The sequence below is a fragment of the Micromonospora sp. NPDC005413 genome (genome assembly GCF_040606435.1).
Taxonomy (GTDB): domain Bacteria; phylum Actinomycetota; class Actinomycetes; order Mycobacteriales; family Micromonosporaceae; genus Micromonospora.
Map to the genome: position 1 here is coordinate 110,372 of NZ_JBEXEV010000002.1, position 24,990 is coordinate 135,361.

The 24,990-nt window shown below is 71.2% G+C and carries 20 protein-coding genes; 8 read left to right on the plus strand and 12 right to left on the minus strand.

Going from position 1 to position 24,990, the window contains the following annotated elements; genetic code table 11:
- The first annotated feature begins 47 nt into the window (after positions 1–47).
- The 5 genes from ABZS37_RS03300 (at position 48) to ABZS37_RS03320 (ending at position 6,365) form a co-directional block, all read left to right on the plus strand.
- Positions 48–1,391 (plus strand): ABC transporter substrate-binding protein, encoded by a 1,344-nt coding sequence (locus tag ABZS37_RS03300; protein WP_355165174.1) that lies wholly within the window; start codon positions 48–50, stop codon positions 1,389–1,391.
- 66 nt (positions 1,392–1,457) lie between these two features.
- The gene (locus ABZS37_RS03305; RefSeq protein WP_355165175.1) at positions 1,458–2,504 is read left to right on the plus strand and encodes a sugar ABC transporter permease; all 1,047 of its coding nucleotides are present in this window, start codon (positions 1,458–1,460) and stop codon (positions 2,502–2,504) included.
- A 1-nt stretch (position 2,505) separates the two neighbouring features.
- Positions 2,506–3,471, plus strand: coding sequence for a carbohydrate ABC transporter permease (locus ABZS37_RS03310; RefSeq protein ID WP_355165176.1), 966 nt, complete (start codon positions 2,506–2,508; stop codon positions 3,469–3,471).
- Positions 3,472–3,538: 67 nt separating this feature from the next.
- A complete protein-coding gene (locus tag ABZS37_RS03315) occupies positions 3,539–4,585 on the plus strand; it encodes a LacI family DNA-binding transcriptional regulator (protein WP_355165177.1) in 1,047 nt (348 codons plus the stop codon).
- A gap of 109 nt (positions 4,586–4,694) precedes the next feature.
- Positions 4,695–6,365, plus strand: a complete 1,671-nt coding sequence (locus ABZS37_RS03320) for a glycoside hydrolase family 13 protein (RefSeq protein WP_355165867.1) — start codon at positions 4,695–4,697, stop codon at positions 6,363–6,365.
- Between the two features lie 175 nt (positions 6,366–6,540).
- Here the strand turns inward: ABZS37_RS03320 and ABZS37_RS03325 are convergent, their stop codons facing one another.
- The 3 genes from ABZS37_RS03325 to xylA form a co-directional block, all read right to left on the minus strand.
- Positions 6,541–7,995: an MFS transporter gene (locus ABZS37_RS03325; RefSeq protein WP_355165178.1), complete on the minus strand. Its 1,455-nt coding sequence runs from the start codon at positions 7,993–7,995 to the stop codon at positions 6,541–6,543.
- A 93-nt stretch (positions 7,996–8,088) separates the two neighbouring features.
- Positions 8,089–9,516, minus strand: coding sequence for a xylulokinase (gene xylB / locus ABZS37_RS03330; RefSeq protein ID WP_355165179.1), 1,428 nt, complete (start codon positions 9,514–9,516; stop codon positions 8,089–8,091).
- Positions 9,517–9,524: 8 nt separating this feature from the next.
- Positions 9,525–10,712: a xylose isomerase gene (xylA, locus tag ABZS37_RS03335; protein ID WP_355165180.1), complete on the minus strand. Its 1,188-nt coding sequence runs from the start codon at positions 10,710–10,712 to the stop codon at positions 9,525–9,527.
- Between the two features lie 78 nt (positions 10,713–10,790).
- On the opposite strand from xylA, the gene ABZS37_RS03340 reads away from it, so the two are divergent.
- Entirely contained in the window at positions 10,791–12,029 is a 1,239-nt protein-coding gene (locus ABZS37_RS03340) for an ROK family transcriptional regulator (protein ID WP_355165181.1), read from the plus strand.
- A 32-nt stretch (positions 12,030–12,061) separates the two neighbouring features.
- Here ABZS37_RS03340 and ABZS37_RS03345 read toward each other — a convergent pair whose 3' ends face one another.
- Positions 12,062–12,727: a MarR family winged helix-turn-helix transcriptional regulator gene (locus ABZS37_RS03345; RefSeq protein ID WP_355165182.1), complete on the minus strand. Its 666-nt coding sequence runs from the start codon at positions 12,725–12,727 to the stop codon at positions 12,062–12,064.
- Positions 12,728–12,785: 58 nt separating this feature from the next.
- Here ABZS37_RS03345 and ABZS37_RS03350 point away from each other — a divergent pair, with 58 nt between their 5' ends.
- A complete protein-coding gene (locus ABZS37_RS03350) occupies positions 12,786–13,916 on the plus strand; it encodes a PP2C family protein-serine/threonine phosphatase (RefSeq protein WP_355165183.1) in 1,131 nt (376 codons plus the stop codon).
- A 10-nt stretch (positions 13,917–13,926) separates the two neighbouring features.
- Here ABZS37_RS03350 and ABZS37_RS03355 read toward each other — a convergent pair whose 3' ends face one another.
- From ABZS37_RS03355 to ABZS37_RS03390, 8 genes are all read right to left on the minus strand, one after another.
- The gene (locus ABZS37_RS03355; RefSeq protein WP_355165869.1) at positions 13,927–15,342 is read right to left on the minus strand and encodes a sugar transferase; all 1,416 of its coding nucleotides are present in this window, start codon (positions 15,340–15,342) and stop codon (positions 13,927–13,929) included.
- A 281-nt stretch (positions 15,343–15,623) separates the two neighbouring features.
- Entirely contained in the window at positions 15,624–17,381 is a 1,758-nt protein-coding gene (locus ABZS37_RS03360; RefSeq protein WP_355165184.1) for a substrate-binding domain-containing protein, read from the minus strand.
- Positions 17,382–17,538: 157 nt separating this feature from the next.
- On the minus strand, positions 17,539–18,576 hold the full coding sequence (locus ABZS37_RS03365) for a lactonase family protein (RefSeq protein WP_355165185.1): 1,038 nt from the start codon (positions 18,574–18,576) through the stop codon (positions 17,539–17,541).
- 87 nt (positions 18,577–18,663) lie between these two features.
- Positions 18,664–19,266, minus strand: a complete 603-nt coding sequence (locus tag ABZS37_RS03370) for an ATP/GTP-binding protein (RefSeq protein ID WP_355165186.1) — start codon at positions 19,264–19,266, stop codon at positions 18,664–18,666.
- The gene (locus tag ABZS37_RS03375) at positions 19,247–19,636 is read right to left on the minus strand and encodes a DUF742 domain-containing protein (protein ID WP_355165187.1); all 390 of its coding nucleotides are present in this window, start codon (positions 19,634–19,636) and stop codon (positions 19,247–19,249) included. Before ABZS37_RS03375 ends, ABZS37_RS03370 begins: the two co-directional genes overlap by 20 nt.
- Entirely contained in the window at positions 19,626–20,048 is a 423-nt protein-coding gene (locus ABZS37_RS03380; RefSeq protein ID WP_354996217.1) for a roadblock/LC7 domain-containing protein, read from the minus strand. The genes ABZS37_RS03375 and ABZS37_RS03380 overlap by 11 nt, the downstream gene beginning before the upstream one ends.
- Complete coding sequence (locus ABZS37_RS03385; RefSeq protein WP_355165188.1) at positions 20,048–22,408, minus strand: nitrate- and nitrite sensing domain-containing protein; 2,361 nt, start codon at positions 22,406–22,408, stop codon at positions 20,048–20,050. The genes ABZS37_RS03380 and ABZS37_RS03385 overlap by 1 nt, the downstream gene beginning before the upstream one ends.
- Before the next feature lie 243 nt (positions 22,409–22,651).
- Positions 22,652–24,139 (minus strand): catalase, encoded by a 1,488-nt coding sequence (locus tag ABZS37_RS03390; RefSeq protein WP_355165189.1) that lies wholly within the window; start codon positions 24,137–24,139, stop codon positions 22,652–22,654.
- A 252-nt stretch (positions 24,140–24,391) separates the two neighbouring features.
- On the opposite strand from ABZS37_RS03390, the gene ABZS37_RS03395 reads away from it, so the two are divergent.
- Positions 24,392–24,985: a hypothetical protein gene (locus ABZS37_RS03395; protein ID WP_354996220.1), complete on the plus strand. Its 594-nt coding sequence runs from the start codon at positions 24,392–24,394 to the stop codon at positions 24,983–24,985.
- Positions 24,986–24,990 lie beyond the last annotated feature (5 nt).

The window sequence follows — 24,990 nt, forward strand, 5'->3', positions numbered from 1 at the left end:
GGCGACGGGTCTCCAGCACGACCGCGCCGGCTAGGAAGGAGGACGGCATGGCGGTCTTTACCAGACCACGCCAGGCCTTCGTGATCGCCGGTGTACTCGGGCTGGCGCTCAGCGCCACGGCTTGCGGTACCGGCGATGACAAGAAGAGCAACAACGCGGGCTCCGCGGAGTGTGCCGCATACGACAAGTACGACGGCCACGACGGCAAGAAGGTCTCCATCTACGCGTCCATCCGTGACGCCGAGGCCGACCTGCTCAGGAACTCCTGGAAGACGTTCGAGGACTGCACCGGCATCGAGATCGACTACGAGGGCAACGCCGAGTTCGAGGCGCAGCTCCCGGTCCGGGTCGACGGCGGCAACGCGCCCGACCTGGCCTTCGTGCCCCAGCCGGGCCTGGTCAAGCGGTTCGCCGACGCCAGCAAGCTGAAGTCGCTCGGTGCCGACACCAAGACGATGGCCGAGCAGAACATGCCGGCCGACTGGCTGAAGTACGGCACCGTCAACGGCACCCTCTACGGTGTGCCGCTCGGCGCCAACGTGAAGTCCTTCGTCTGGTACTCGCCGAAGCTCTTCAAGGAGAAGGGCTGGACGGTCCCCACCAGCTGGGACGACATGATCAAGCTCAGCGACACGATCGCGGCGAGCGGCATCAAGCCGTGGTGCGCCGGCATCGAGTCCGGTGACGCCACCGGCTGGCCGGCCACCGACTGGATCGAGGACGTGATCCTGCGTACGCAGGGCCCCGAGGTCTACGACCAGTGGACCACCCACGCCATCCCGTTCAACGACCCGCGGATCGTCGACGCGGTCAACCGGGCCGGCACGATCCTGAAGAACGAGAAGTACATGAACGGCGGCTTCGGTGGGGTGAAGAGCATCGGCACCACCGCCTTCGGTGAGGCCGGCCTGCCGGTCACCACCGGCAAGTGCGCCATGCACCGGCAGGCGTCGTTCTACGCCAACCAGTTCCCCGAGGGCACCAAGGTGGCCGAGGACGGCGACGCGTTCGCCTTCTACTTCCCGGCCATCGACACGGCCAAGGGCAAGCCGGTGCTCGGCGCGGGCGAGTTCGTCGTCGGCTTCACCGACCGCCCCGAGGTGCAGGCGGTGCAGACCTACCTCGCCTCGGCTGAGTACGTCAACAGCCGCGCGAAGCTCGGTAACTGGGTGACGGCGAACAACAAGCTGGACATCGCCAACGTCGCCAGCCCGATCGACAAGCTCTCCGTCCAGATCCTGCAGGACAAGACCGGCGTCTTCCGCTTCGACGGATCCGACCTGATGCCGGCCGCGGTCGGCGCGGGGACGTTCTGGAAGGGCATGGTCGAGTGGATCAACGGCAAGGACACCGCGTCGGTGCTCCAGGGCATCGAGAGCAGCTGGAAGTGATCTGAGCGGTGGGCCGGTCCGCACCCGCGGGCCGGCCCACCGGCGGATCCAGACCTGGGAGGGTCGATGGAGTTCGACTTCGCGGAGGAGCAGCCGAAGTTCCTCATGCTGATGTACGGGCTGATCGCTTTCGTCGCGGTGGTGGGCGGTCTGCTCCTGCTTCTCGACGTGGTGCCGGCCTGGTTCGCTCGGCGGCGGGAGGCACAGCTGGTCGCCGCGTCCGTCAGCGGCACCCCGCTCCCCCGCCGGCGCAAGCAGGGGGAGGGACTCTTCGCGCTCTTCTTCCTGCTGCCGACGCTGCTGCTGCTCACGGTCGGGCTGGTCGTTCCGGCCATCCGCACCACACTGCTGTCCTTCATGGACGCAGGCAGCAACGACTGGGTCGGGCTGCGCAACTACGGCTGGATGTTCTCCGACAGCTCGATCGTCCGGGTCCTGATCAACACCCTGGTCTGGGTGGTCCTGGTCCCGCTGGTGGCGACCTCGTTCGGCCTGCTCTACGCCGTCCTGGTGGACAAGGCCCGGTTCGAGGCGGTGGCCAAATCGCTGATCTTCCTGCCGATGGCGATCTCCTTCGTCGGCGCCAGCATCATCTGGAAGTTCGTCTACGCCTACCGGGGCGACGGCGACCAGATCGGTCTGCTCAATCAGATCGTGGTCAGCCTCGGCGGTGAGCCCAAGCAGTGGCTGCTCGAATCACCGCTGAACACACTGCTGCTGATCGTCATCATGGTCTGGATCCAGGCCGGCTTTGCCATGGTGGTGCTCTCCGCCGCGATCAAGTCCATCCCGGGCGACATCGTGGAGGCCGCCCGGCTCGACGGGGTCAGCCCGTGGCAGATGTTCTGGCGGATCACCATGCCGAGCATCCGTCCGGCGCTGATCGTGGTGGGGGTGACGCTCACGATCGCCACGCTCAAGGTCTTCGACATCGTCCGGACCTCGACCAACGGCAACTACGACACCAGCGTGATCGCCAGCGAGATGTACAACCAGGCGTTCCGGTACGGCCAGAACGGGCAGGGCTCCGCGCTCGCGGTCTTCCTCTTCATCCTGGTCATCCCGGTCGTGATCTACCAGATCCGCAACCTCCGTCAGCAGCGGGAGGGCTGAGATGACGACTGCAACGCCCACCGTCGCCGCCGGAACCCAGAAGACCGACGCACCGAAGACCACCGCCGGGCGGGTCCGTAAACGGCTGAACAGCCGTACGGCGACGCTCGTCTCCATCGTCATCGCGGTGGTCTGGACCATCCCGACGTTCGGTCTGTTGATCTCCTCTCTCCGACCGGAGGACGAGATCAAGACCACCGGCTGGTGGACGGCCTTCACCAACCCGCAGTTCACCCTGGAGAACTACCAGCAGGTCCTGTTCGGGCGGTCGTCGTCCTCCGGGCAGCTCGCCAGCTACTTCATCAACTCACTGGCGATCACCATTCCGTCGGTGCTCTTCCCGCTCGCCTTCGCGGCCCTGGCCGCGTACGCGCTGGCATGGATCAACTTCCGCGGCCGGGACTGGCTCTACATCGCGATCTTCGCGTTGCAGATCGTGCCGTTGCAGATGGCCCTGGTGCCGCTGTTGAAGTTCTTCTCCACCGGCGTCACCCTCGGCGGCGTCACCCTGATGCCGGCCTGGGACCTGGTCGACGAACAGAAGTTCGCCCAGGTGTGGTTCGCGCACACCTGTTTCGCACTCCCGTTCGCCGTCTTCCTGTTGCACAACTTCATCTCGCAACTACCCGGAGACCTGATGGAGGCGGCCCGCGTCGACGGGGCCACCCACCCGAAGATCTTCCGCACCATCGTGCTGCCGCTGATCACCCCGGCGCTGGCCGCGTTCGGCATCTTCCAGTTCCTCTGGGTCTGGAACGACCTGCTGGTCGCGCTGATCTTCGCTGGCGGCGGCAACGAGACCGCCCCGCTCACCGTCCGGCTGGCCGAGATGGCCGGCACTCGGGGCAACGAGTGGCAGCGGCTGACCGCCGGGGCGTTCGTCTCGATCGTCGTACCGCTCGTTGTTTTCCTGTCTCTTCAGCGCTTCTTCGTGCGAGGTCTGCTCGCCGGCAGCGTCAAGGGCTGACCCGCGCGCCCGCCGCCGCCTGGCCCCTCGGGCGGCGGCGGGCGCCGGGCACCGAGCGGGGGAAACCGTGACGAAGATCGATGATGTCGCCCGGCTGGCCGGAGTCTCCACGGCCACCGTCTCGCGGGCCCTGCGAGGGCTGCCGACGGTCTCGGCCGCCACCCGGCGTCGGGTGCTCGCCGCCGCCGAGCAGCTCGACTACGAGGTGTCACCGAGCGCGTCCCGGCTCGCCGGTGGCCGGACCGGCACGGTCGCAGTGGTGGTCCCCCGGATCACCCGCTGGTTCTTCAGCACTGTCGTCGAGGCGGTCGAGGACTACCTCCACCAGTCCGGCTACGACCTGCTGCTCTACAACCTGGGCGGCCGGGAGCATCTCCGCCAGCGGGTCCTGCGTACGGCCAACCTGCACAAACGGGTGGACGCCATCATGTTGGTCGCCACGCCACTGCGGCCGGCCGACCTGACCGCGCTGGCCACCCTGGACCTGCCCGGAGTGACCATCAGCTCGGGGAGCAGGGTGCCCAACTGGCCGTGCGTCCGTATCGACGACGTGGCGGCGGCCCGGGCCGCCACCCGGCACCTGATCGACCTCGGCCATCACCGGATCGCGCACATCTCCGGCGACCCGGACGACGAGTTGGCCTTCACCACCCACCTCGACCGACGTCGGGGCTACCAGGCGGAGCTGCGGTCCGCTGGCCTGCGACTCGACCCGAGCCTGGATGTCGAGTCCACTTTCACCATCGACGGCGGCAACCGGGCCACCGCCGAGTTGCTGGCCCGTGGCGAGCCGCCAACCGCGATCGTCGCGGCCTGCGACGAGATGGCGATGGGCGCGATGACCGCGCTACGTGACGCCAGGCTGCGGGTGCCGCAGGACGTCAGCGTGATCGGCATCGACAACCACGACCTGGCTGGTGTGCTCGGGCTCAGCACCATCGCCCAGCCCGCCGCCGAGCAGGGCCGGCTGGCTGCCCAGATGCTGCTCGACCCGCTCGGGGCCCGGCCTCCGGGTCCCATCGTGGGTCAGCGGAGCGCCGGTTGCGACACGCCCGTGATCCTGCCCACTCGGTTGGTCGTCCGGGACTCGACCGCACCGCCCCGGGCAGACTGAACTCCAACCATCCGCCGCCGGCCGGCGGCTGGCGGCTGGCGGCTGGCGGCGACGCGGCCGGCAGCAGCACCGCCGGCAGTCCACCCACAGCTCGACACGGGAGACGACCCTGAACACCGATCCGACGCAGCAGACCCCCTCCGGTCACCCGATCACCGGCTGGTGGACCGAGGCCACCATCTACCAGATCTACCCGCGCTCGTTCGCCGACTCGGACGGGGACGGGATCGGCGACCTGCCCGGCATCACCGCCCGCCTCGACCACCTGGTCGAGCTGGGCGTGGACGCGATCTGGCTCTCCCCCTTCTACCCGTCGCCGCAGGCTGACGCCGGCTACGACGTGGCCGACTACCGCGACATCGACCCGCTGTTCGGCACCCTCGCCGACGCGGACAAGCTGATCACCGAGGCCCGTTCCCGCAGCCTGCGGGTGATCGTCGACCTCGTCCCGAACCACACCTCGTCGGCGCATCGGTGGTTCCAGGCCGCGCTGCCCACCGCGCCCGGCAGCCCGGAGCGGTCCCGGTACATCTTCCGAGACGGTCTCGGCCCGGCCGGCGACCAGCCGCCGAACGACTGGCAGAGCGTCTTCGGCGGTCCGGCCTGGACCCGGACGGTCGACCCGGACGGGCAACCCGGCCAGTGGTACCTGCACCTGTTCGACACCGGGCAGCCGGACCTCAACTGGGACAACCCGGAGGTGCACGCGGAGTTCCTGGACGTGCTGCGGTTCTGGCTGGACCGTGGGGTGGACGGCTTCCGGGTCGACGTGGCGCACGGCCTGGTCAAGCAGGCCGACCTGGCCGACTGGCAGGAGCCACAGGAGATCCTCTCCGGCAACGAGGTCGACAAGCCGCGCCCGCCGATGTGGGACCAGGAGGGCGTGCACGAGATCTACCGGCAGTGGCGGCAGGTTCTGGACAGCTACCCCGGCGAGCGGGTGCTGGTCGCCGAGGCGTGGGTGGAGCCGGCCGAACGACTGGCCCGCTACGTCCGCCCCGACGAGATGCACCAGGCGTTCAACTTCGAGTACCTGCTCGCCGCCTGGACCGCACCGGCCCAGTACGCGGTGATCACCCGCTCGCTGGAGGCGACCGATTCGGTCGGCGCGCCGACCACCTGGGTGCTGTCCAACCACGACGTGGTGCGGCACGCCTCCCGGCTCGGCCTGCCGATCGGCACCGTACGGCCCAACGGCATCGGCATCGGTGACCCGCAGCCGGACGCCGCGCTCGGCCTGCGCCGGGCCCGGGCGGCCACCCTGCTGATGCTCGCCCTGCCCGGCTCGGCGTACCTCTACCAGGGCGAGGAGCTGGGGCTGCCCGAGCACACCACGCTGCCCGACGAGGCCCGGCAGGACCCGACCTGGGCGCGCAGCGGGCACACCCAGCGCGGACGGGACGGCTGCCGGGTGCCGATCCCGTGGGAGGCCGACGCCCCGTCGTACGGCTTCGGGCCGACCGACGCCAGTTGGCTGCCGCAGCCTCCGCTCTGGGCGGAGTACGCGCTGGACCGGCAGCGCGACGTGCCCGGCTCGACGTACGAGCTGTACCGCACGGCGCTGCGGCTGCGCCGCGCCCACGGGCTGGGTCACGGCACCCTGGAGTGGTTGTCCTCCGGCGACGAGGTGCTGACCTTCCGCAACGCGGAGCTGACCGTGCTGACCAACTTCGGTGACACCCCGGTGCCGTTGCCGGCGGGTGCCGAGGTGCTCGCCAGCAGCGCACCCCTGGACGACGACGCGGTCCCGACCGACGTGACGGTGTGGCTGCGCGCCTGACCCCACCCGACCGGCCCACTCCCGTCGACCCATGCTCCGGACCGGGGCGGCGGGGGTAGGCCCGGCGCATCAAGATCGCGCAACGTCAAGGATGTGGTGGCCTCAACCCCGACGGGAGGCCACTACATCCTTGAAACTGCGAAGCCCGGGACCGACGAGCGGCACCGGTGGGCGTTCAGAGGCGGTCGGCGCGGGCGTGCAGCAGGTCGTGCACGTTGTCGATGTCCGCCGGTGAGGTCCGCGAGGCGAGCCAGTACATGACACCGGTGGGTATGAAGAAGAGCTGGAACGCGGCCAGCCCGACGGCGAAGTTCAGTGGCGGCGGGAACGCCGCTCGCAGCCCCTGGAACGCCACCCCGACCAGGCCGTTCCCGGCCGCGCGACCGACCCCGTTCACCAGGTTGCCCAGGCTGTAGACGGTGCCCCGGTGCTCCGGCGGGTTCACGTCGGCGATCAGCGCGAACCAGTTCGGCGAGTTGGCAGACGTGAGCGCGAGCGCCACGATCGCGGTGAGCAGGCTCAGCCCCACCGACGGCTCGGTGAACACACTGGACAGCACCGCAGCGATCACCGCACCGCCGCTCGCGCCGTCCGGCACGTCGATGGTCACCGGAACGAAGAACAGCACCAGGTAGAACGGCAGCGCGGCGAGGATGCCGATCGCGGCGACCAGGGCCCGCCCCCTCGGCGTACGCCGTTGCACCGCGTCGCCGATCAGCCCACCCACGATGGAGAGCACCCCACCGAGCTGGAACAGCGTGGCGAAGACGCTGCCCACCACCACCGCCGTCGACGCCGAATAGCCCTGGGCCTCGGCCCGTTCGGCGAAGAGCACCGGCAGCCACACCAGCGAGCCGAACGCGGCCTGCGCGGTCAGGCCCTGCAGGATCAGCCACCGGTTGGTCCGTCGGGCCAGGATGCGCGGCAGATCGGCACGGCTGATCCGATAGTCGTACTCGGCACCGGCGTCCAGCCTGTCGGCCAACTCCGGCTCGCTCTGGCCACGCCGGATGTCGTACGTGAACAGGTAGGCCAGGGTGGCGATCAGGCCGACGCCGGCCAGCAACAGGAACGGTCGCCGCCAGTCGGTCGCCCCGAGCAGCCCGCCGCCGAGCGTGCCCGCCAGGGTGCCGACCCCCTGGGAGAGCCCCCAGAAGCTCATCACCAGCCCCCGGCGGGTCGGTGAGATCAGGTCGGTGACCACCGAGAAACCCACCGAGCCGACCGCGCCGAGCCCGACCGCGGCGACCAACTGTGCGGCAAGGAACGTCAGGTAGCCGCCGGCGAGCGCGCTGCCACCGGTGCCCGCCGCCCACAGCAGCGTGCCCACCATGAGCAGCGGCTTGCGGTTGGTCCGGTCGCCGACGTACGCCCAGCCGACCGCTGCCACCGCGCTCACCAGGAAGCTGACCGCGGTGACCAGACCGAGCAGCCGCCCCGACACGTCGAACGCTTCGGAGATCGGGCCGTACAGCGGCGGGACCAACCCGATCGCCACGTTGTCCAGCGAGGCGAGCACCACGAACACCACGACGCTGTAGAACCGGTGCGCGGTGCCACCGCCCCGACCGTGCAGGCGCTTGCCGGGCTCCGCCCGGCCCCGGCCGGGCCCGCCACTGGTCACGGTCATGACCGGCAGCAAACCAGACTCCGCTGAGGAGGCCGTCACGCGGGTGGGTGCTGGTCAGCTTCCACCGGCACCCACCCGCGTCGATCCCGACGGTCAGCGCCGGTCGAGGACCATCCCACGCGCGGCGGCGTACTGGTCACGCACAGCGGGGACGGGCTCGGCCGCGTACTCCTCGGTGCCCTCGACCGCCCAGACCGGCGGCGTGGGACCGCCCAGGGCGACCCAGGCGGCCTGCCGGGCGGCGCCGTCGGCGACGTACTCCCCGGCTGGCGGGACGACGACCGGGCAGCCGAAGACCTGCGGCGCGATCCGGCGCACCGCGGCCGACCGGGCTCCGCCGCCGACCAGGATGACCCGGCGGACGGTGGCACCCTGCGCGGTCAGTGCGTCCAGGCCGTCGGCGAGCGCGCAGAGCATGCCCTCCACGGCGGCCCGCGCCAGGTGCGCGGGGGTCGAGGTGCGCAGGGTCAACCCGTGCACCGCGCCGGTGGCGAGCGGCCGGTTCGGCGTCCGCTCACCCTCCAGGTACGGAACCATGACCAGCCCGTCCGCCCCGGCTGGCGCGGAGAGCGCCAGCTCGGCCAGCTCGTCCAGACTGACGCCGAGCATCGCGGCGGCGGCGTCCAGCACCCGGGCCGCGTTGAGCGTGCAGACCAGCGGCAGGAACCGACCCGACGCGTCGGCGAAGCCCGCCACCGCGCCGCTCTCGTCGGCGGCCGGCACGTCGGCGACGCTGAACACGGTGCCGGAGGTGCCGATCGAGACGACCACGTCACCCGGGCCGGCACCGACGCCGAGCGCGGCGGCGGCGTTGTCCCCGGTGCCCGCGCCGAGCAGCGCGCCGCCCGGCCCACCCAGCCCGTCGGCCAGCTTTCCCGCCGACTCGCCCGGACCGAGCACCTCGGGCACCACCAACCGCCGGCCGAAGCCCCGCTCCAGCAGGTCCAGTCGGTAGTCGCCGGTGGCCGGCGACCAGTAGCCGGTGCCGCTGGCATCACCCCGGTCGGTACGCAGCGCGCCCAACCCCGGTGCGCCGGCCAGCCGCCAGGTGAGCCAGTCGTGCGGCAGGCAGACGGCGGCCACCCGAGCGGCCAGCTCCGGCTCGTGCTTTGCCAGCCACCGCAGCTTGGTGATGGTGAAGCTGGCCACCGGCACACTGCCGGCGGCCTCGGCCCAGAACCGACGCCCGGCCGCGCCGCCGCCGGCCTCCTCCACGAGATCGGCGGCGGCGTCGGCGGATCGGGTGTCGTTCCACAGCAGCGCCGGGCGGACCACCCGGCCGTCCTCGTCGAGACACACCATGCCGTGCTGTTGGCCGGCGACGGAGATCGCCGCCACGTCGGCCAACCCGCCGGCCTCGTCGGCAGCGCTGCGCAGCGCCTGCCACCAGGCTTCCGGGTCGACCTCGGTGCCGTCCGGGTGCGGCGCCCGGCCCTGCCGGAGCAGGGCACCGGTCTCCGCGTCCCGGATCACCACCTTGCACGACTGGGTGGACGAGTCAACGCCTGCGACCAACGGCATGGCGGGCCTCAGCGGGCGCCGAGCAGGTGCTCGACGGCGAGCTGGTTGAGCCGGACGAAACCGAAGCCCCGGGCGGCCACCGCGTCGACGTCGAACTCCTCGAAGGCGGTCCGGTCGGCGAGCAGGTCTTCGTACCCCTCGCCCGGGTTGAGCGTCGGGGTGCTCAGCTCGCCGACCTTGCTGGCGGCCAGCGCCTCGATCACCTCGGGGTCGGCGCGGAACGCCGCGGCCCGCTCCTTGAGCAGCAGGTAGGTGGCCATGTTGGCCGCCGCCGACGCCCACACCCCGTCCATGTCCTCGGTCCGGGAGGGCTTGTAGTCGAAGTGCCGGGGGCCGTCATAGGTCGGCCCGCCGTTCGGGCCGCCGTTCTCCAGCAGGTCCACCAGGGCGAACGAGTTCATCAGGTCACCGTGGCCGAAGACCAGGTCCTGGTCGTACTTGATGCCGCGCTGGCCGTTGAGGTCCAGGTGGAACAACTTGCCCTGCCAGAGCGCCTGCGCGATGCCGTGGGCGTAGTTGAGCCCGGCCATCTGCTCGTGGCCGACCTCCGGGTTGAGGCCGACCATCTCCGGGTGGGCCAGCTGGGAGATGAAGGCGAGCGCGTGCCCGACGGTGGGCAGCAGGATGTCGCCGCGCGGCTCGTTGGGCTTGGGCTCCAGCGCGAACCGCAGGTTGTAGCCGCGGTCGATGACGTACTGGGTGAGCAGGTCCACCGCCTCGCGGTAGCGGTCCAGCGCGGCGCGGACGTCCTTGGCGACGTCGTACTCGGAGCCCTCGCGGCCGCCCCACATCACGAAGGTGCTCGCGCCCAGCTCGGCGGCCAGGTCGACGTTGCGCAGCACCTTGCGCAGCGCGTACCGGCGGACGTCGCGGTCGTTGCTGGTGAAGCCGCCGTCCTTGAAGACCGGGTGGGTGAAGAGGTTGGTGGTGACCATCGGCACCACGAGGCCGGTCTCGTCGAGGGCCTTGCGGAACCGGGCGATGTGCTGATCGCGGGTGGCGGCGTCGACGCCGAACGGAATCATGTCGTCGTCGTGGAAGGTGATGCCGTACGCGCCCAGCTCGGCGAGCCGGTGCACCGCCTCGACCGGGTCGAGCTCGGGGCGGGTCGCGTCACCGAACGGGTCGCGAGCCTGCCAGCCGACGGTCCAGAGCCCGAAGGAGAACTTGTCGGCGGGAGTGGGACGGGGTGCCATGAGCAACCTCCGGGGTGGTGGTGTCCGCTATTTGTTCAACCATTGAATTATTTGCTCGGCCTATGGCACTGTCAAGGGGTGAGCCTCACCCACGCCCCGGCCGGCGCAGCCCGTCAGGGCAGTCTGCGCGAGCTCAACCTCGCCCTGGTGCTCGGCCGGATCGCCGCGGCCCACCGACCCCCGTCCCGGGCCGATCTGGCGACCGCGACCGGCCTGACCAGAGCCACCGTGTCCGCGGTGGTCGAGGACCTGCTCGCCGGCCAGTTGGTCAGTGAGTCCGACCCCGCGCCCCGCGCCGGCGCCGGCCGCCCGGCACGAGGGCTGGTCCTGGCCGACCAGGGCCCGGCCGGGCTCGGCCTGGAGGTCAACGTCGACTACCTGGCGGTCTGCGTGGTGGACCTCGGTGGCCAGGTCCGGCACCGCACCGTGCATCGGGCCGACCTGCGCCCGGTGGCCCCCGCCGACGCCCTGGCCCGGCTGGTCGAGCTGGCCTCGGAGGCCCGGGACGACGCCGCCGACCAGGGCCTCACCCTGGCCGGGGCCGCGCTCGCGGTGCCCGGCCTGGTGGACGACGCCGGGCTGGTCCGGCTCGCGCCGAACCTGGGCTGGCGCGACGTGCCGGTGCCCGCGCTGCTCGCCGAGCACCCTCCGCTGATCGAGCAGGTACCCGGCATCCCGGCGCTGGTGGTGGACAACGAGGCCAACCTCGCCGCGCTCGGCGAGCTGCACTCCCGGCCACCCGGCCCGTCAAGCTTCCTGCACATCTCCGGAGAGGTGGGCATCGGCGCCGGCATCGTGCTGGACGGGGCGCTGTTCCGCGGCGTCCGCGGTTGGAGCGGCGAGATCGGGCACCTCCCGGTCCACCCCGAGGGCCGTCCGTGCCGCTGCGGCGGGCAGGGCTGCCTGGAGCAGTACGCCGGCCAGGAGGCGATCGTGGCCGCCGCCGGGCTGGCCCGGGCGGAGCTTCCCGCGGACACCGCGACGGCACGGTTGGCCGAGCTGGCCGAGGCCGGCGACGCTGACGCGCTGCGGGCGCTGCACGACGCCGGGACGGCGCTCGGTGTCGCGGTGGCCAGCGTCGTCAACCTGCTCGACCTGGACACCGTGGTGCTCGGTGGCGGTTACGCGGCGCTGGCACCCTGGCTGTGCCCTCCGGTGCTCGCCGAGATCGCCGGCCGGGTGCTCACCGCCGCCTGGTCGCCGGTCACGGTCCGGCCGTCGACGCTCGGCGCGGAGGCCGCCGCGGTGGGTGCCGCCGGATCGGTGGTCCGCCGGATCGTCGCCCAGCCCGCCGGTTGGCTGGCCCGCTCCGGCTGATCGGCACCCACTCCGGTTGATCGGCGGCTGGATCAGGCGGTCCGCGCAACCGGCGGGTCGCCGGCCGGCCACTCCCGGGTGGTGCCCACCGACCGTTCCGGGCCGCCCGACGGGCCCGCCCACACCGCGCGGGTCTGCCGGTCCGAATCGACCGACCACTCCCCCGACCGCCCAGCGGGCTGATCCGGGGCATCCGGCCAGCCACCCTGGCCCGTCGGCTCGCCCGGTCCCGACGTGCTCTGGGCCTGCTGCTGGCGAGCGGTCTCGTCGAATTCCCGCATCCCGCGCAACAGTGCGTCGCGGCCCTTCGCGCTCATCCCATCCAGCACGGTGGCGAGCTGCGCCTGACGGTCGGCCCGCAGCTCAGCGAGGAGCCGGCGGGCATCCGGGGTCAGATGCAGCGAGATTTCCCGCCTGTCGAAGCGGCCCGGCTCGCGCTGCAGCATGCCGGCAGCGACCAACCGGTCGCAGAGACGGCTGGCGGAGCTGAGCAGCATGTCGAGCTGGGTGGCGAGCCGACGCAGGTTGATCCCGTCGGACTGCTCCACCACCATCACCGCCCGTAGCTGGGCACCGGAAACGCGGTTGGCGGTCCCCTCCCGGGCGGATTCCCAGATGCCCAACAGGGCAGCGGCCGCCGCATCCAACGCGGCAGCCATACTCGTCTCGGGGCCCGGTGGGCCGTTCAGTTCGGCCATGGTGGCCCGAGACTACTCCGAACCCACTGGTCGTCGAGCTTTCAGTAAGGGAGTGATGATGAGCGAACCGGTCAATCAGACACGACGCGCCCTGAACGAGACACCAGCCGACCTGCTCGTCGGCGGGGTCGGGGACGTGCTCGTCCGGTCGTACGGAATCACCGACGTCGAGCTCTACCAGGTCGACTACCGGCTCGCGGAGCTGTTGCCGCTCACCGAGGGTGACCCCATTACGAGCCCCGGGCACCCCGCCTGGCGTGCCTTCGACCACCAGTCGCCGATACTCACCGACGGCACCGCCTGGTTGCCGGTCACCATGCGCGGCGAGCGCCGGGGTGTGCTGTGCCTGTCGCCCGTCCCGGACGACCGGGACGTCCTCGCCGCGCTGGCCGACATCGGCACCGCGCTCGCCCACGAGCTGGCGGCAGTCTCCGCCGGCACCGACGTCTACCGGGCGGCGCGGCGCACCCAGCGCCTCACCCTGGCGGCCGAGATGCAGTGGGACCTGCTCCCCGGCCGCAGCCGGATTCGACCGTCGTTCAGCCTGGCCGGGCAGTTGGAGCCGGCGTACACGGTGCGCGGCGACAGCTTCGACTGGTCCGACGACGGGCAGCGGCTCTGGTTGTCCACCATCAACGGCACCGGTGAGGGTGTCGCCGCCTCCCTGCTCACCTCGTTGGCCACCCACGCGCTGCGCAACGCGCGCCGTGCCGGGCTGAGCCTGGCCGACCAGGCCGCCCTCGCCGACCAGGCCATCTACGACCTGTACCGGGGCGAGCAGCACCTGTCCGCGTTGCTGATGGAACTGGACCTGCGTTCGGGTCTGATGACCGTGGTCGACGCGGGCTCACCCCGACTGGTCCTGCTGCGCGACGGGGAGGTCACCGAGCAGCCCTTGGAGGCGCAGTTCCCGCTCGGCATGTTCGAGGCGACCGACTACCACGAACAGAAGTTCCCCATGGAGCGCGACGACCGTGTGTTCGTCGTCAGCGACGGGGTGCTGGAGGCCACCGGGCAGCAGATGCGCTACGGCGAGACGGCCCTGGACCGGTTTTTGCGCCGGACCGGTCCGATGGCACCACTGGACGCCGTCCGGTCACTGATCGGTGACCTGCGCGCGTTCGTGGCCGGTGACCTGGTCGACGACGCGGTGGTCGTCTGCCTGGACTGGACCGGCCCACAACCGTGACCGGCGGCGGTCAGTACGCGCCCCGGCCGTTCAGTACCGCACCGAAGGTCTTCCAGAGGATGGTGAGGTCGGCGGCGAGGGACCAGTTCTCCACGTAGTAGAGATCGAGCCGGATGCCGTCCTCCCAGCTCAGGTCGGAGCGGCCGCTGACCTGCCACAGGCCGGTCATGCCGGGCTTGACCAGGAGCCGCCGGGCCACGTCGCCGTCGTAGCGGGCCACTTCCGAGGGCAGCGGCGGGCGGGGCCCGACCAGGCTCATCTGACCCAACAGCACGTTGACCAGTTGCGGCAGCTCATCCAGCGACCACTTGCGCAGCAGCCGGCCGACGCGGGTGACCCGGGGGTCGTGGCGCATCTTGAACATCAGGCCGTCGGTCTCGTTGCGGGCGGTCAGCTCGGCGAGCAGCGCGTCGGCGTTCACCACCATCGTGCGGAACTTGAACACGCCGAACTCCTGCCCGCCCCGGCCGACGCGGACCTGTCGGAACAGCACCGGGCCCCGACTGTCGAGTTTGATGGCCAGGGCGATGAACGCGATCAGCGGCAGCAGCATCGCCAGCGCCAGGGACGACACGGACCGGTCGACGAGGCCCTTCACCAGCTTGCGTGCCCCGCGGAACTCGGGCGCCTCGACGTGGATCAGCGGCAGGCCGGCCACCGGCCGGGTGTGGATCCGCGGACCGGCGACGTCGGTCAGCGCGGGTGCCACGACCAGGTCGACGCCGGTCCCCTCCAACTGCCAGCCGAGGCGGCGCAGCCGGGTGGCGGTCAGCTCGCCGGAGGCGGTCACCGCGACGGTGTCCGCGCCGATCGCGGTGGCGGCCTCCGGGATACCGCGGAACGACCCCACCACCGGCACGTCACCCAGCCGCTGCGCCACCGGCGCGAGCAGCGCGTCGGGGATGCACGCGCCGACCACCTGGTAGCCGGCGTACGGCTCGCGGCGCAGCGTGTGCACCAACTCCAACACGTGGGCGGTGTCGCCGACCACCAGCACCTTGCGGGACCAGCCGACGCCCATCGAGCGGGCCCGGTGCAGGCGCTTGCGGGCGGCGAACCGTGCCACCTCCAGCCCGACTGTGCCCACCGCGAAGGAGATGCCCAGGAAACCCCGGGAGACGCCGACGTCGGCGATGTAGCCGATGATCGCTATCGCACCGGCCAGGCGCAGGCTGGCGGAGCTGACCCGCCGGTACTCGTCCGCCCCGTAGCCGATCACCCGGTCGTCGTAGCAGCCGAGCGCCTTCAGCGAGATCAGCCAGGCCAGCACCAACCCCGGGGCGACCAACACGTACGGGACGTCCGAGCCGGTCGGTTCATCGTCACCGAAGCGGGTGACGTACCCGATGAGCAGCGCGATGATGAGGATGGTGGTGTCCAGCACCACCAGGACCCGAACGTAGGACCGTTCGTCGGCGCGCGCCACCAGCCCGGCACGACGGCCGTTCGGCTCCGCCGACGTGGCGGGGGTCAGCAGTGTCGCCGCGGTCACCGGGCCTCCCCACTCTGTTCAGGATGGCCCCGGCCGGGTCGGACCAGAAGCGGACCGACTATCGCGGAACACGTCGACATCCTGCCTCGACAACTATGATGGCCGATTGCTTCGGACGTATTGCCGTCACTTTTCTTCAACAAACTCGTGACCGAGAAGGGGCCTGCCATACCGGATCGACGGTACGGCAGGCCCCTTCTCGTCTGAGCGTCGGCTCAGCGCGGTGCCGGCGGGCGCCGCGCGATGGCGCTGAGGAAGATGGTGCCGATCTCGCTCGGGTCCTTGGTGACGAAGACGTCGCCGCCGGTCACCTTCGTGATCGACTCCAGCTCTGCCTTGCTGACGCCCTCGCCGATACCGATCATGATGACCTGGACCGGCCGCTCCGGGTCGGCGACCTGCTTGAGCTTGCCGAGCAGCTGCTGCTGGTTGAGGCCGTTTTCGTCCTCGTTCTTGCCGTCGGTGAACAGCACGATCGAGTTGACCCGGCCGGGCTGCCAGTTCTCCTGCACCGCCTGGTACGCGGCCAGCATGGTGTCGTAGAGGCCGGTGTCGCCGCTGGAGGGCTTGACGGTGGCGAGCGCGCCCTCCAACTGGGCCCGCTGGCCGGAGAGCGGCCCGATGGGGACCAGCTCCCGGTAGTCCCGGTTGCCGACCAGTCTGGTGGAGAAGGTCCACAGGCCGATCGACCAGGAGTCGTCGAAGAGGCCGAGGCCACGACGGGCCGCGTCCACGGTGACCTCCTCCCGGCTTCGGTTGTTGGCGCTGGGCACAGGTTCCTTCATCGAGCCGGAGACGTCGATGACGGCCAGCATCCGACCGGACTGGGTGGCGATCGACCAGCTGGAGACGACCCGCTGGATGGCGGCCGGATCCAGGCCACCCGCCGCGGTGCCGCCGTTCGCGGGTGCGGTCGGCGCGCCGCCGGACGGGCTCGGAGCACCCTGCGGCGCCTTGAAGCCCTCGCCCCAGTTGCCGTCCGGCGCACGCAGTGACTGCGCCGCGAGCCGGTTGCGGAAGGTGGGGCTGGTGAGCAACTCGAACAGCACCCGGGCCGCCGACGCCTTGCTCGGCTCGATGCCGGGCAGCACCGCGTACGGGTAGTCCAGCGGCATCGGCGCCGGCTCCATGTAGAGCGCGGCGAGCGGCACCGGCGGCTTCTTGCTGTTGTAGGCGATCACGTCTTCTTCGGACAGCGCGGCGGCGCCGAGACCGCTGGCGATGGACGTCGCGTCGTTGGCGGTCGGGAAGCGGGCCAGCAGGTCGTTGCGGAGCGAGGAACGCCCGGTGGCCAGCGCCCGAAGCGCGCCGACGGTGTTGCGCTGAGCGTCGCCGCCGGCGGCGCTGGCGGCCGCGGTCAGCGAGAGCAGGCCGGACAGACCGGCCGCGTCGCGGGTCGGCTCGACGATCCCGGTGCGCAGAGGCGTGCTGGTGTTGTTGACCTGCTTGAGCAGATCGGTCCAGTTGAACTTCTTGTCGGGCCAGCCCAGCCGGGCGGCGATCGGCTCCGGCATCGCGACGACGATGGGGCTACGCGCGATGGACGCGCCGTTGGTCGGAGCGAACGCGGTCGCGTCCTTCTTCAACCGCAGCAGCCAGGTCGAGGAGTCGGGAACCCAGACGTCCGGGCTGACGGCGGTGCCGCTGGCCTGCCCAACTCCGGCCAGGACCGCGCCGTGCTTGGCCGCCACCACGGCAGCCACGTCAACCGGGTCGGACGCGGAGACGTCCACCCGGATACAGGTGGGGCCCACCGCAGCGCCGTCCTTCACCCACTGGGACGCGGCGGCGTCCACCGCGGGCGCGAGCTCGGAGGCGACCGCCACGGCGAGCCGGATCTCGCCCGAGCAGTTGGGCTGGATCAACTCCCGATAGCCGAACCAGGCACCGGCCGTGACGACGAGCACCGTCGCCGTCCCGGCGGCGGCTGCTAGATGGAGTTTCGAACTCATGCGATGGCGGCCTGCTGACACGGTGACCATCTTGCGTACAAGGTGCCCGCTCTGCCACATCCGTTCGGACGAAAGTTACGCAGGAGAAACAGTTGATCGCTATTTCGGTACATAGAGTGACGAGCCGGCCCCATGGCGTTGCCGAATCAGTGCCGCCCTCGCATCTCGACTCCGCGGCTCAGGGCAGCACACAGGTCGGGCTCGGCACCGGCACCGGCTCTCCAACGGGCTCCGGGACGCCAGTGGCGGCATCCCGCCGGAAGACACGCACCATGTCCGCCCGCTCGTCGGCGACGTAGAGGTGCTCCCCGATCAGTGCGAAGTGCCGGGGCCACTGACCACCGGTGTCCACTTCGGCCACAAGCTCGGGCAGCTCACCCGCCAGGGTGAAGACCGCCAGGGTCCCCACCCCGCGGTTGGCGACGTAGAGAAACCGGCCGTCCGGGCCGACCGCGACCTCCGACGGCTGGACATGGCCGGGCCGCGCGCTCGCCTCGACCCGACCGCGCTGGTGCAACGCGCCGTCGTCGGTCAGTTCGTACGCGGTGACCGAGGCGTCCAGCTCACCGACGAGGTAGCAGCGCCGCCCGTCCGGGTGGCGGGCCAGATGCCGGGGCCCGGTGCCGGGCGTCGTCCGGATCCGGGGCGCACGGGGCACCAGGCGCCCGCTCGCGCCGTCCAGGTCGTACCGGTAGACCGAGTCGGTGCCGAGGTCCACCGCGAGGAGCGGCCCCCGGCCCGCGCCCGGGGAGACCATGTGGGCGTGCCCGTGGTCCTGACGCTCGGGGTCGGGGCCGTGCCCCTCATGCACCACCACGTCGGTGCGCTCGCCGGGCACGCCCTGTGGGTCGAGCGGGAAGACCGCGACGCTGCCGCTGCCGTAGTTGGCGGCCACCAGATGGCCGCCGTCGGACAGCACCGCCAGGTGGCAGGGTTCGGCGCCACCGGTCGACCGGCTGCCGAGCGGATCCAGCGAGCCGTCCGGCCCGACCCGCCAGGCGCTGATCGCCCCGTCGGCCAGCTCGTTGACCGCGTAGAGCACGGGGTGGGTGGGGTGCCGGGCCAGGAAGGAGGGGGACGGGGTGACCGCCACCGTGCCGAGCGGGGTCAGCGCCCCGGTCGCCGGGTCACGGTGTGCCGCGACGATGCCGCTGCCCCGCCCGTCGCTCTCCGCGGTGTAACCCCCGATATGGACGATCTCGCCCCGACCACTCACGTTCCACTCCTCCGCCGGCATTCTCCGCTGATCCAATCAGAGGCTGCCCGCGTTGCCCGCCCGTTAACCGGCTTTCCAGCCCGGATCTCAGGCCGCCGGCACCGGCTCCCCACGCTGCCGCGCCACGTGCTCGACCAGAGAGATCAAAACCATCTTTCCGGACTGCCGGTCCCGGGCGTCGCAGAGCACCATCGGCACGTCCGGGTCCAGGTCGAGCGCCCGGCGTACGGTCTCCAGATTGAAACGGCGGGAGTCCTCGAAGCAGTTCACGCCCACCACGAACGGGATGCCACGCTGCTCGAAGTAGTCGATCGAGGGGAAGCAGTCGGCCAGCCGGCGGGTGTCGGCGAGCACCACCGCGCCGAGTGCGCCAAAGGCCAGCTCGTCCCAGAGGAACCAGAACCGGTCCTGACCCGGGGTGCCGAACAGGTAGACCTGCAGGTCTTCGTTGATGGTGATCCGGCCGAAGTCCATCGCCACCGTGGTGGTCGACTTTCCCTCCACCCCGGAGATGTCGTCGGTGCCTATCCCGGCTCCGGTCAACACCTCCTCGGTCTGCAACGGACGCACCTCACTCAGGGCACTCACCAACGTCGTCTTGCCAGCCCCGAAGCCTCCCGCGATGAGGATCTTCAGTGCCAGCGGGATGGTGGTGCTGGTGCCCGCATGGTCATAGCGCACGGAGTCCACTGACCACCGCCTTGAGGATGTCGTCGTCGGGAAGGGTTCCGGCGGCCGGCGGCTCGTGCACCGCGACCAGGCCCTGAGCCAGGAGGTCACCGAGCAGGACCCGGACTACACCGACCGCGAGGTCCAGCTCGGCTGCCAACTCGGCCACCGACACCGGCCGGCGGGCCAACGCGACCAGCCGCCGATGCTCCGGGAGCACATGCGGGTGGCTCGCCGCGTCGACGTCCGACCCGGCCAGCACGAACGCGACCAGGTTGAAACCGTCGACGGCGGAGCGTACCCGGCCTCCGGTGAGGGTGTACGGGCGCACCACCGGGCCGGCGTCGCCGTCCAGCCACTCGTGCTGCGGCCCGGGCGGCTCAGCCCGCATCACCGGTTCCCACCGACGATCGGGCCGGCGCTGCGAGGCTCTCCCCCACCCGGATGACCAGCATCGCCATCTCGTACGCGACCAACCCGATGTCCGCGTCGACGTCGCTCACCACCGCCAGGCAGGCGCCCTGTCCGGCGGCAGTGACGAAGAGGTACGCCGACTCCATCTCCACCACGGTCTGCCGGACGGGGCCGCCGTCCACGTGCCGGCTGGCGCCCCGGGCCAGGCTGGAGAAGCCGGCGGCGAGCGCGCAGAGGTGCTCGGCGTCGGAGCGCTCCAACTCGGCCGAGCAGCCGAGCAGCAGGCCATCAGCGGAGAGCACCACCGCCTCCCGGGCGGCCGGTACGCGTTGCACCAGGTCGTCGAGCAACCAGTCGAGGCCGGCGCTCTGCTTCGTCGAATGCCGCACTAGGCGTCCCTCTCAGTCGCGGTCGGAGGTTCGGGGGGCGTCGCCGGCCCGGGCGGAACAGTCGACGCCGCCGGTGCCGCCGGAGCGGCGGGGGTGATGGCGGTGGCGCGTCCGCGGGTGGTGCCAGCCTGGAGGGCCGCCATCACCCGGCGCACCTCCTCCGGGGATCGGGGCGTCGGGGTGTCGGTGACGGTCGACCGGGGCTGGGCCGTGGGGGTGTGACGCCGCTGCCGGCGGGGCAGGCCGTCCAGGTCGTCGGCCGTCGCGTCGGAGGACGCTGACCCTTCATCGCCGAGCCCGTTGGCCGGCGACGTGTCCGAGGTCGGTGCTCCGGCGGGCGGGGCTGCGGCGGCGGGCCGGGCCGTGGACGGGCGGGTACGTGGGCGGGGCGCGGCGCCCCGGCGGGCCGTTCGAGCCAGCCGCCGGCTCGGGTCGGCCGAGGCGGCCCCCAGCGTGGCAGGGTCGGGGCCGGCCGGCGGCTCGGTGGTGACCAGGTCGGTGGGGACCAGCACCACGGCGGTCACCCCGCCCTCCCCGGAGGGGCGCAACCGCACCTGTACGCCGTGCCGGGCCGCCAGTCGGGCCACCACGAACAGACCGAGTCGGGCGCTCTGCGCCGGGTCGAACTCGGGTGAGCTGGCCAGTCGGGTGTTGGCGGTCTGCAGCGCCGCGGCGGACATGCCCAGCCCCTGGTCGGTGATTTCCAGGGCGTACCCGTCGCCTGCTGGTTCGCCGGTCACGGTGACCCGGGTGTCCGGCGGGGAGAAGGCGGTCGCGTTCTCGACCAGCTCGGCGAGCAGGTGGATGACGTCGCCGACTGCCCGGCCCAGCACGCCCGCCGGTTGCACGGCGGTGATGTCCACCCGGTCGTAGGCCTCGACCTCGGAGATCGCGCCGCGGATCAGGTCGACCATCGCGACCGGGTTGCGCCATCCGCGGCCGGGCGCGGAGCCGGCGAGGATGACCAGGTCCTCGGCGTGCCGGCGGAGCCGCGTTGCCAGGTGGTCGACCTGGAACAGCTCGGCCAACTCGTCCGGGTCCTCGGCGCGTCGCTCCATCCGGTCCAGCAGATGCAGCTGACGGTGGACCAGGCTCTGGCTCCGTCGGGCGATGTTGAGGAAGACCTCGTTGAGCCCGCGACGCAGGGTGACCTCGTCCACCGCGGCCTGGACGGCGGTGCGCTGTACCTCGGTGAAGGCGCGCCCGACCTCGCCGATCTCGTCGTGGCCGTGATCCAGCGGCGGCGCCTCCCGGGCGACGTCGACCACCTCGCCACGACGCAGCCGGGTCACCACGTCCGGCAGACGGTGTTCGGCCAGCTCCAGCGCGGCGGTCCGGACGCCGCTGAGCCGCCGGACCAACGTGCGGCCGACCCGCAGCGCCACCAGCACCGAGACCACCACGGCGACGAGCCCGAGCACGCCGGCGGCGGCCAGCCGCGCCAGGATGCGGACCGCCATCGGCACCGAGCGGTCGGTGAGGCCGTCGGCCTCGGCCAGCTCGAAGTCGCGCAACTGCTGCTGCACCGCGTCATGGCTGGCCTGCCAGGCCGCCGCGTCGACCGGCGGCCGGCCGGACCGGTTGGCCTCGATCAGCGTGTCCTGCATCGTGCGTAGCCGGGTGAACGCCTCGCCCTCGGTCAACCGTTGGTACGCGGCCCGGCCGGTCTCGGGCAGGTCGGCCACGGCGTTCTCGATGAGCCACCGTTGGTTGCCGATGGCCTGCACGAGCTGGCTGTGTTCCCCCTCGGCGAACCGACCGGCGGTCAGCGCGCCGGCCAGCATCGCGTCGCTCTGGCCGAGCAGCTCCCGGGAGCGACCCAACGCGGTGAGCGCCAGTGCCTGCCGGTTGATGTCCGGGTCGGTCAGGGTCGCCATGCCGGCGAACGCCTGGAAGGCCGCGGAGACCATGCCGCTGTACAGCCCGAGCGCGCCGGCCCGGTCCACCTTGCGGTCGTCGATGAAGTCCCGGCCGGCCGGCAGCGCCGCCAGGGCGGTGAGCAGCTGGTCGACCCGGGTCTCCAGCAGGTCGTCCGCGGCGTCGCGCAGGGCTTCCCCGTCGACCCGGCGGCGCAGCTCGGCGACCGCCCGATTGGTGCGCTCGCGCTGCTCGGCCAGGGCGGGCAGCTCGGTGGTGCCCGCGAGCTGCACGACCGAGAGCCGGCGTTCCCGTTGCAACTCGGTGACCACGACCTCGCCGGGGCGGCCCAGGTCGTACAGCAGGGTGCGGGCGGAGAGCAGGTTCAGGGCGGGACCGAAGGTCAGCGTGGTCGCGAAGATCCACAGCGCCAGGAGCGCGGTCACCGGCGCGACGACCAACGCGGTCAGCTTCGAGCGGATCGGCCAGTCGCGGGTTCTCATCAGACCTCGCCCGTACAGGGGTGGCAGGAGGGGTGCCGGCACCGCCGGGCAACGCGTCGGCCGGCTGCGCGCCCGGCAGTGACGCCGGGCACCGGCGCGGGCGCCTTGGGCAGGATACGTAATCGAGGGCAGTTGCACTACCGCCTGTCGCGCCGACATCGACGCTCCGGGACGCAGCCCACCGGGCAACGGCGAACGCCCCGCCGGCGGACCGGCGGGGCGTTCGTGGTGCTGTGGGACGGATCAGGCGCTGTCGGCGATGCCGAGCCCCTCGGCGACCCGACGGCCGTAGTTCTCGTCGCACTGGCTGAAGTGCCAGACCATCTTCTCCTGGATGTGCTTGTCGCACTGGGCCAGCAGCCCGGTCAGGTTGAGGATCAGGTCGTCGCGCTCCCAGTCCGCCATCTCGCGGAAGCGGTGGCCCGCCTGGGCGTAGTTGTTCTGCCGCTCGATCGGGGCCTTCATGATCTGCCCGGAGACGAACGGCCGGTACTCCCGGTAGGACTCGTCGGCCTCCTGGAGGCCGGCGACCGAGGACGGCTCGAAGTTGATGTGCGGGTTACCGCCCCGGTTGTCCACCCCGTACGACATCTGGCCGCCACCCTGGTTGGTGCTGACCTCGACGTCCTCGCGCGGCCGGTTCACCGGCAGCTGGAGGTAGTTCGGACCGACCCGGTAGCGCTGGGTGTCCGAGTAGGAGAAGGTCCGGCCGACCAGCATCTTGTCGTCGGAGAAGTCGATGCCGTCGACCAGCACGCCGGTGCCGAAGGCGATCTGCTCGTTCTCGTTGTGGTGGTCGGTGATGTTGCGGTTGAGCGTCATCATGCCGACCGGCAGGTACGGGAACTGCTCCTCCGGCCAGATCTTGGTGTCGTCAAGCGGGTCGAAGTCCAGCTCCGGGTGCTCGTCGTCGCTCATGACCTGCACGTTGAGCTCCCACTGCGGGTACTCACCGCGCTCGATGGCCTCGTAGAGGTCCCTGGAGGCGTGGCCCAACTCGGTGGCCTGGATGGCGTCCGCCTCGGCCTGGGTCAGGTTGTGCTCGCCCTGCTGGGTCATCCAGTGGAACTTGACCAGCACGCCCTCGCCCTGGGCGTTGACGAAACGGTAGGTGTTCACCCCGGAGCCGCGCATGGTGCGGTAGTTCTTCGGAATGCCGTACGGGGAGAAGAGCCAGGTCAACATGTGCATCGACTCCGGCGAGTTCGACATGAAGTCGAAGATCCGGTTCGGCTCCTGCCGGAAGGTCACCGGGTCCGGCTTCAGCGAGTGGATCACGTCGGGGAACTTGATCGCGTCGCGGATGAAGAAGACCTGGAGGTTGTTGCCCACCACGTCCCAGTTGCCATCCTCGGTGCGGAACTTGACCGCGAAGCCGCGCGGGTCGCGGGCGGCCTCGGAGGAGTCCCGGCCGCCGATGACGGTGGAGTACCGGATGGTGACGGGGGTCTTCTTGCCCTTGGTCTGGAACAGCTTGGCCCGGGTGTACGTCGCGGCCGGCTTGTCGCCGATGGTCCCGTACGCCTCGAACTCGCCGTGCGCGACGAAACCACGCGCGTGCACCACCCGCTCCGGGATCCGCTCCCGGTCGAAGTGGCTGATCTTTTCCAGGAAGTGGTAGTTCTCCAGGGTCGCGGGACCGCGCGAGCCGACCGTCCGCTGCTGCTGGTTGTTGTTGACGGGGTGACCCTGCCGGGTGGTGAGGATCGGCTTATTGGCCTGGTCGCTCATCGCTCTCCTCCAGATGGCTGGTGCGGCGTGTCTGATCGGTGCTCGGGCTGACAGTCGAGGTCGCGAGCCGGCATCACCCCACCCAAGCTCGTTTTCTGGAATGAGTCAAGTTTTAGTCGGACGCGGCACTGTGTGCCTCGTCATCGCCGGGGAGGAAATCTCGACGTCGAACGCAGGCCGGCAAGGAAAGTGCGCCGGAACGGGATTGGCGATCAGTGCGCGGAGGGAATACCGGTAACGAAGGAGGAGCCCATGTCGCCCACGCAGATAATCGTCATCGTGCTCGTCGTGCTGGTGATCGCGGCACTGGCCGTGGCCGCCCGGTCGCTCATCCGGCGCCGCGAGCTGCGCAGCCGGTTCGGCCCGGAGTACGACCGGGTGGTTGCCGAGCAGGACAGCCGGTCCGCCGCGGAGCGCGAGCTGCGCGACCGGGAACGCCGGCACGCCGAACTCGAGCTCACCCCGCTCAGCCCGGAGTCCCGGGCCCGCTACGCCGCTGCCTGGGAGGAACTCCAGGTCCGCTTCATCGACTCGCCTAGCGAGACCGTGGGTGACGCGGACGAACTGGTCACCCGGCTCATCGAGGAGCAGGGCTACCCAACCGGGGACTTCTCCGACCAGACCGCGCACCTCTCCGTCGACCACGCCCGCACCCTGACCAACTACCGGGACGCGCACGAGATCCACCTGCGCAACTCCCGGGGCGAGGCCAGCACCGAGGAGCTGCGCCAGGCGGTCGTGCACTACCGGGCACTCTTCGCCGACCTGCTCGGCGAGGAGCCGGTCGGCCACCACCCGCCCGAGCAGCGCCACCCGGACACCCCGCACGACGCCACGAGCCGCTGAGGAGG

Coding starts and splice junctions, on each gene's coding strand:
- ABZS37_RS03350 (WP_355165183.1), top strand. CDS start 12,786: ATGAGCGAACCGGTCAATCAGACACGACGCGCCCTGAACGAGACACCA.
- ABZS37_RS03395 (WP_354996220.1), top strand. CDS start 24,392: ATGTCGCCCACGCAGATAATCGTCATCGTGCTCGTCGTGCTGGTGATC.
- ABZS37_RS03305 (WP_355165175.1), top strand. CDS start 1,458: ATGGAGTTCGACTTCGCGGAGGAGCAGCCGAAGTTCCTCATGCTGATG.
- ABZS37_RS03300 (WP_355165174.1), top strand. CDS start 48: ATGGCGGTCTTTACCAGACCACGCCAGGCCTTCGTGATCGCCGGTGTA.
- ABZS37_RS03345 (WP_355165182.1), bottom strand. CDS start 12,727: ATGGCCGAACTGAACGGCCCACCGGGCCCCGAGACGAGTATGGCTGCC.
- ABZS37_RS03375 (WP_355165187.1), bottom strand. CDS start 19,636: ATGCGGGCTGAGCCGCCCGGGCCGCAGCACGAGTGGCTGGACGGCGAC.
- ABZS37_RS03390 (WP_355165189.1), bottom strand. CDS start 24,139: ATGAGCGACCAGGCCAATAAGCCGATCCTCACCACCCGGCAGGGTCAC.
- ABZS37_RS03385 (WP_355165188.1), bottom strand. CDS start 22,408: ATGAGAACCCGCGACTGGCCGATCCGCTCGAAGCTGACCGCGTTGGTC.
- ABZS37_RS03325 (WP_355165178.1), bottom strand. CDS start 7,995: ATGACCGTGACCAGTGGCGGGCCCGGCCGGGGCCGGGCGGAGCCCGGC.
- xylB (WP_355165179.1), bottom strand. CDS start 9,516: ATGCCGTTGGTCGCAGGCGTTGACTCGTCCACCCAGTCGTGCAAGGTG.
- ABZS37_RS03310 (WP_355165176.1), top strand. CDS start 2,506: ATGACGACTGCAACGCCCACCGTCGCCGCCGGAACCCAGAAGACCGAC.
- xylA (WP_355165180.1), bottom strand. CDS start 10,712: ATGGCACCCCGTCCCACTCCCGCCGACAAGTTCTCCTTCGGGCTCTGG.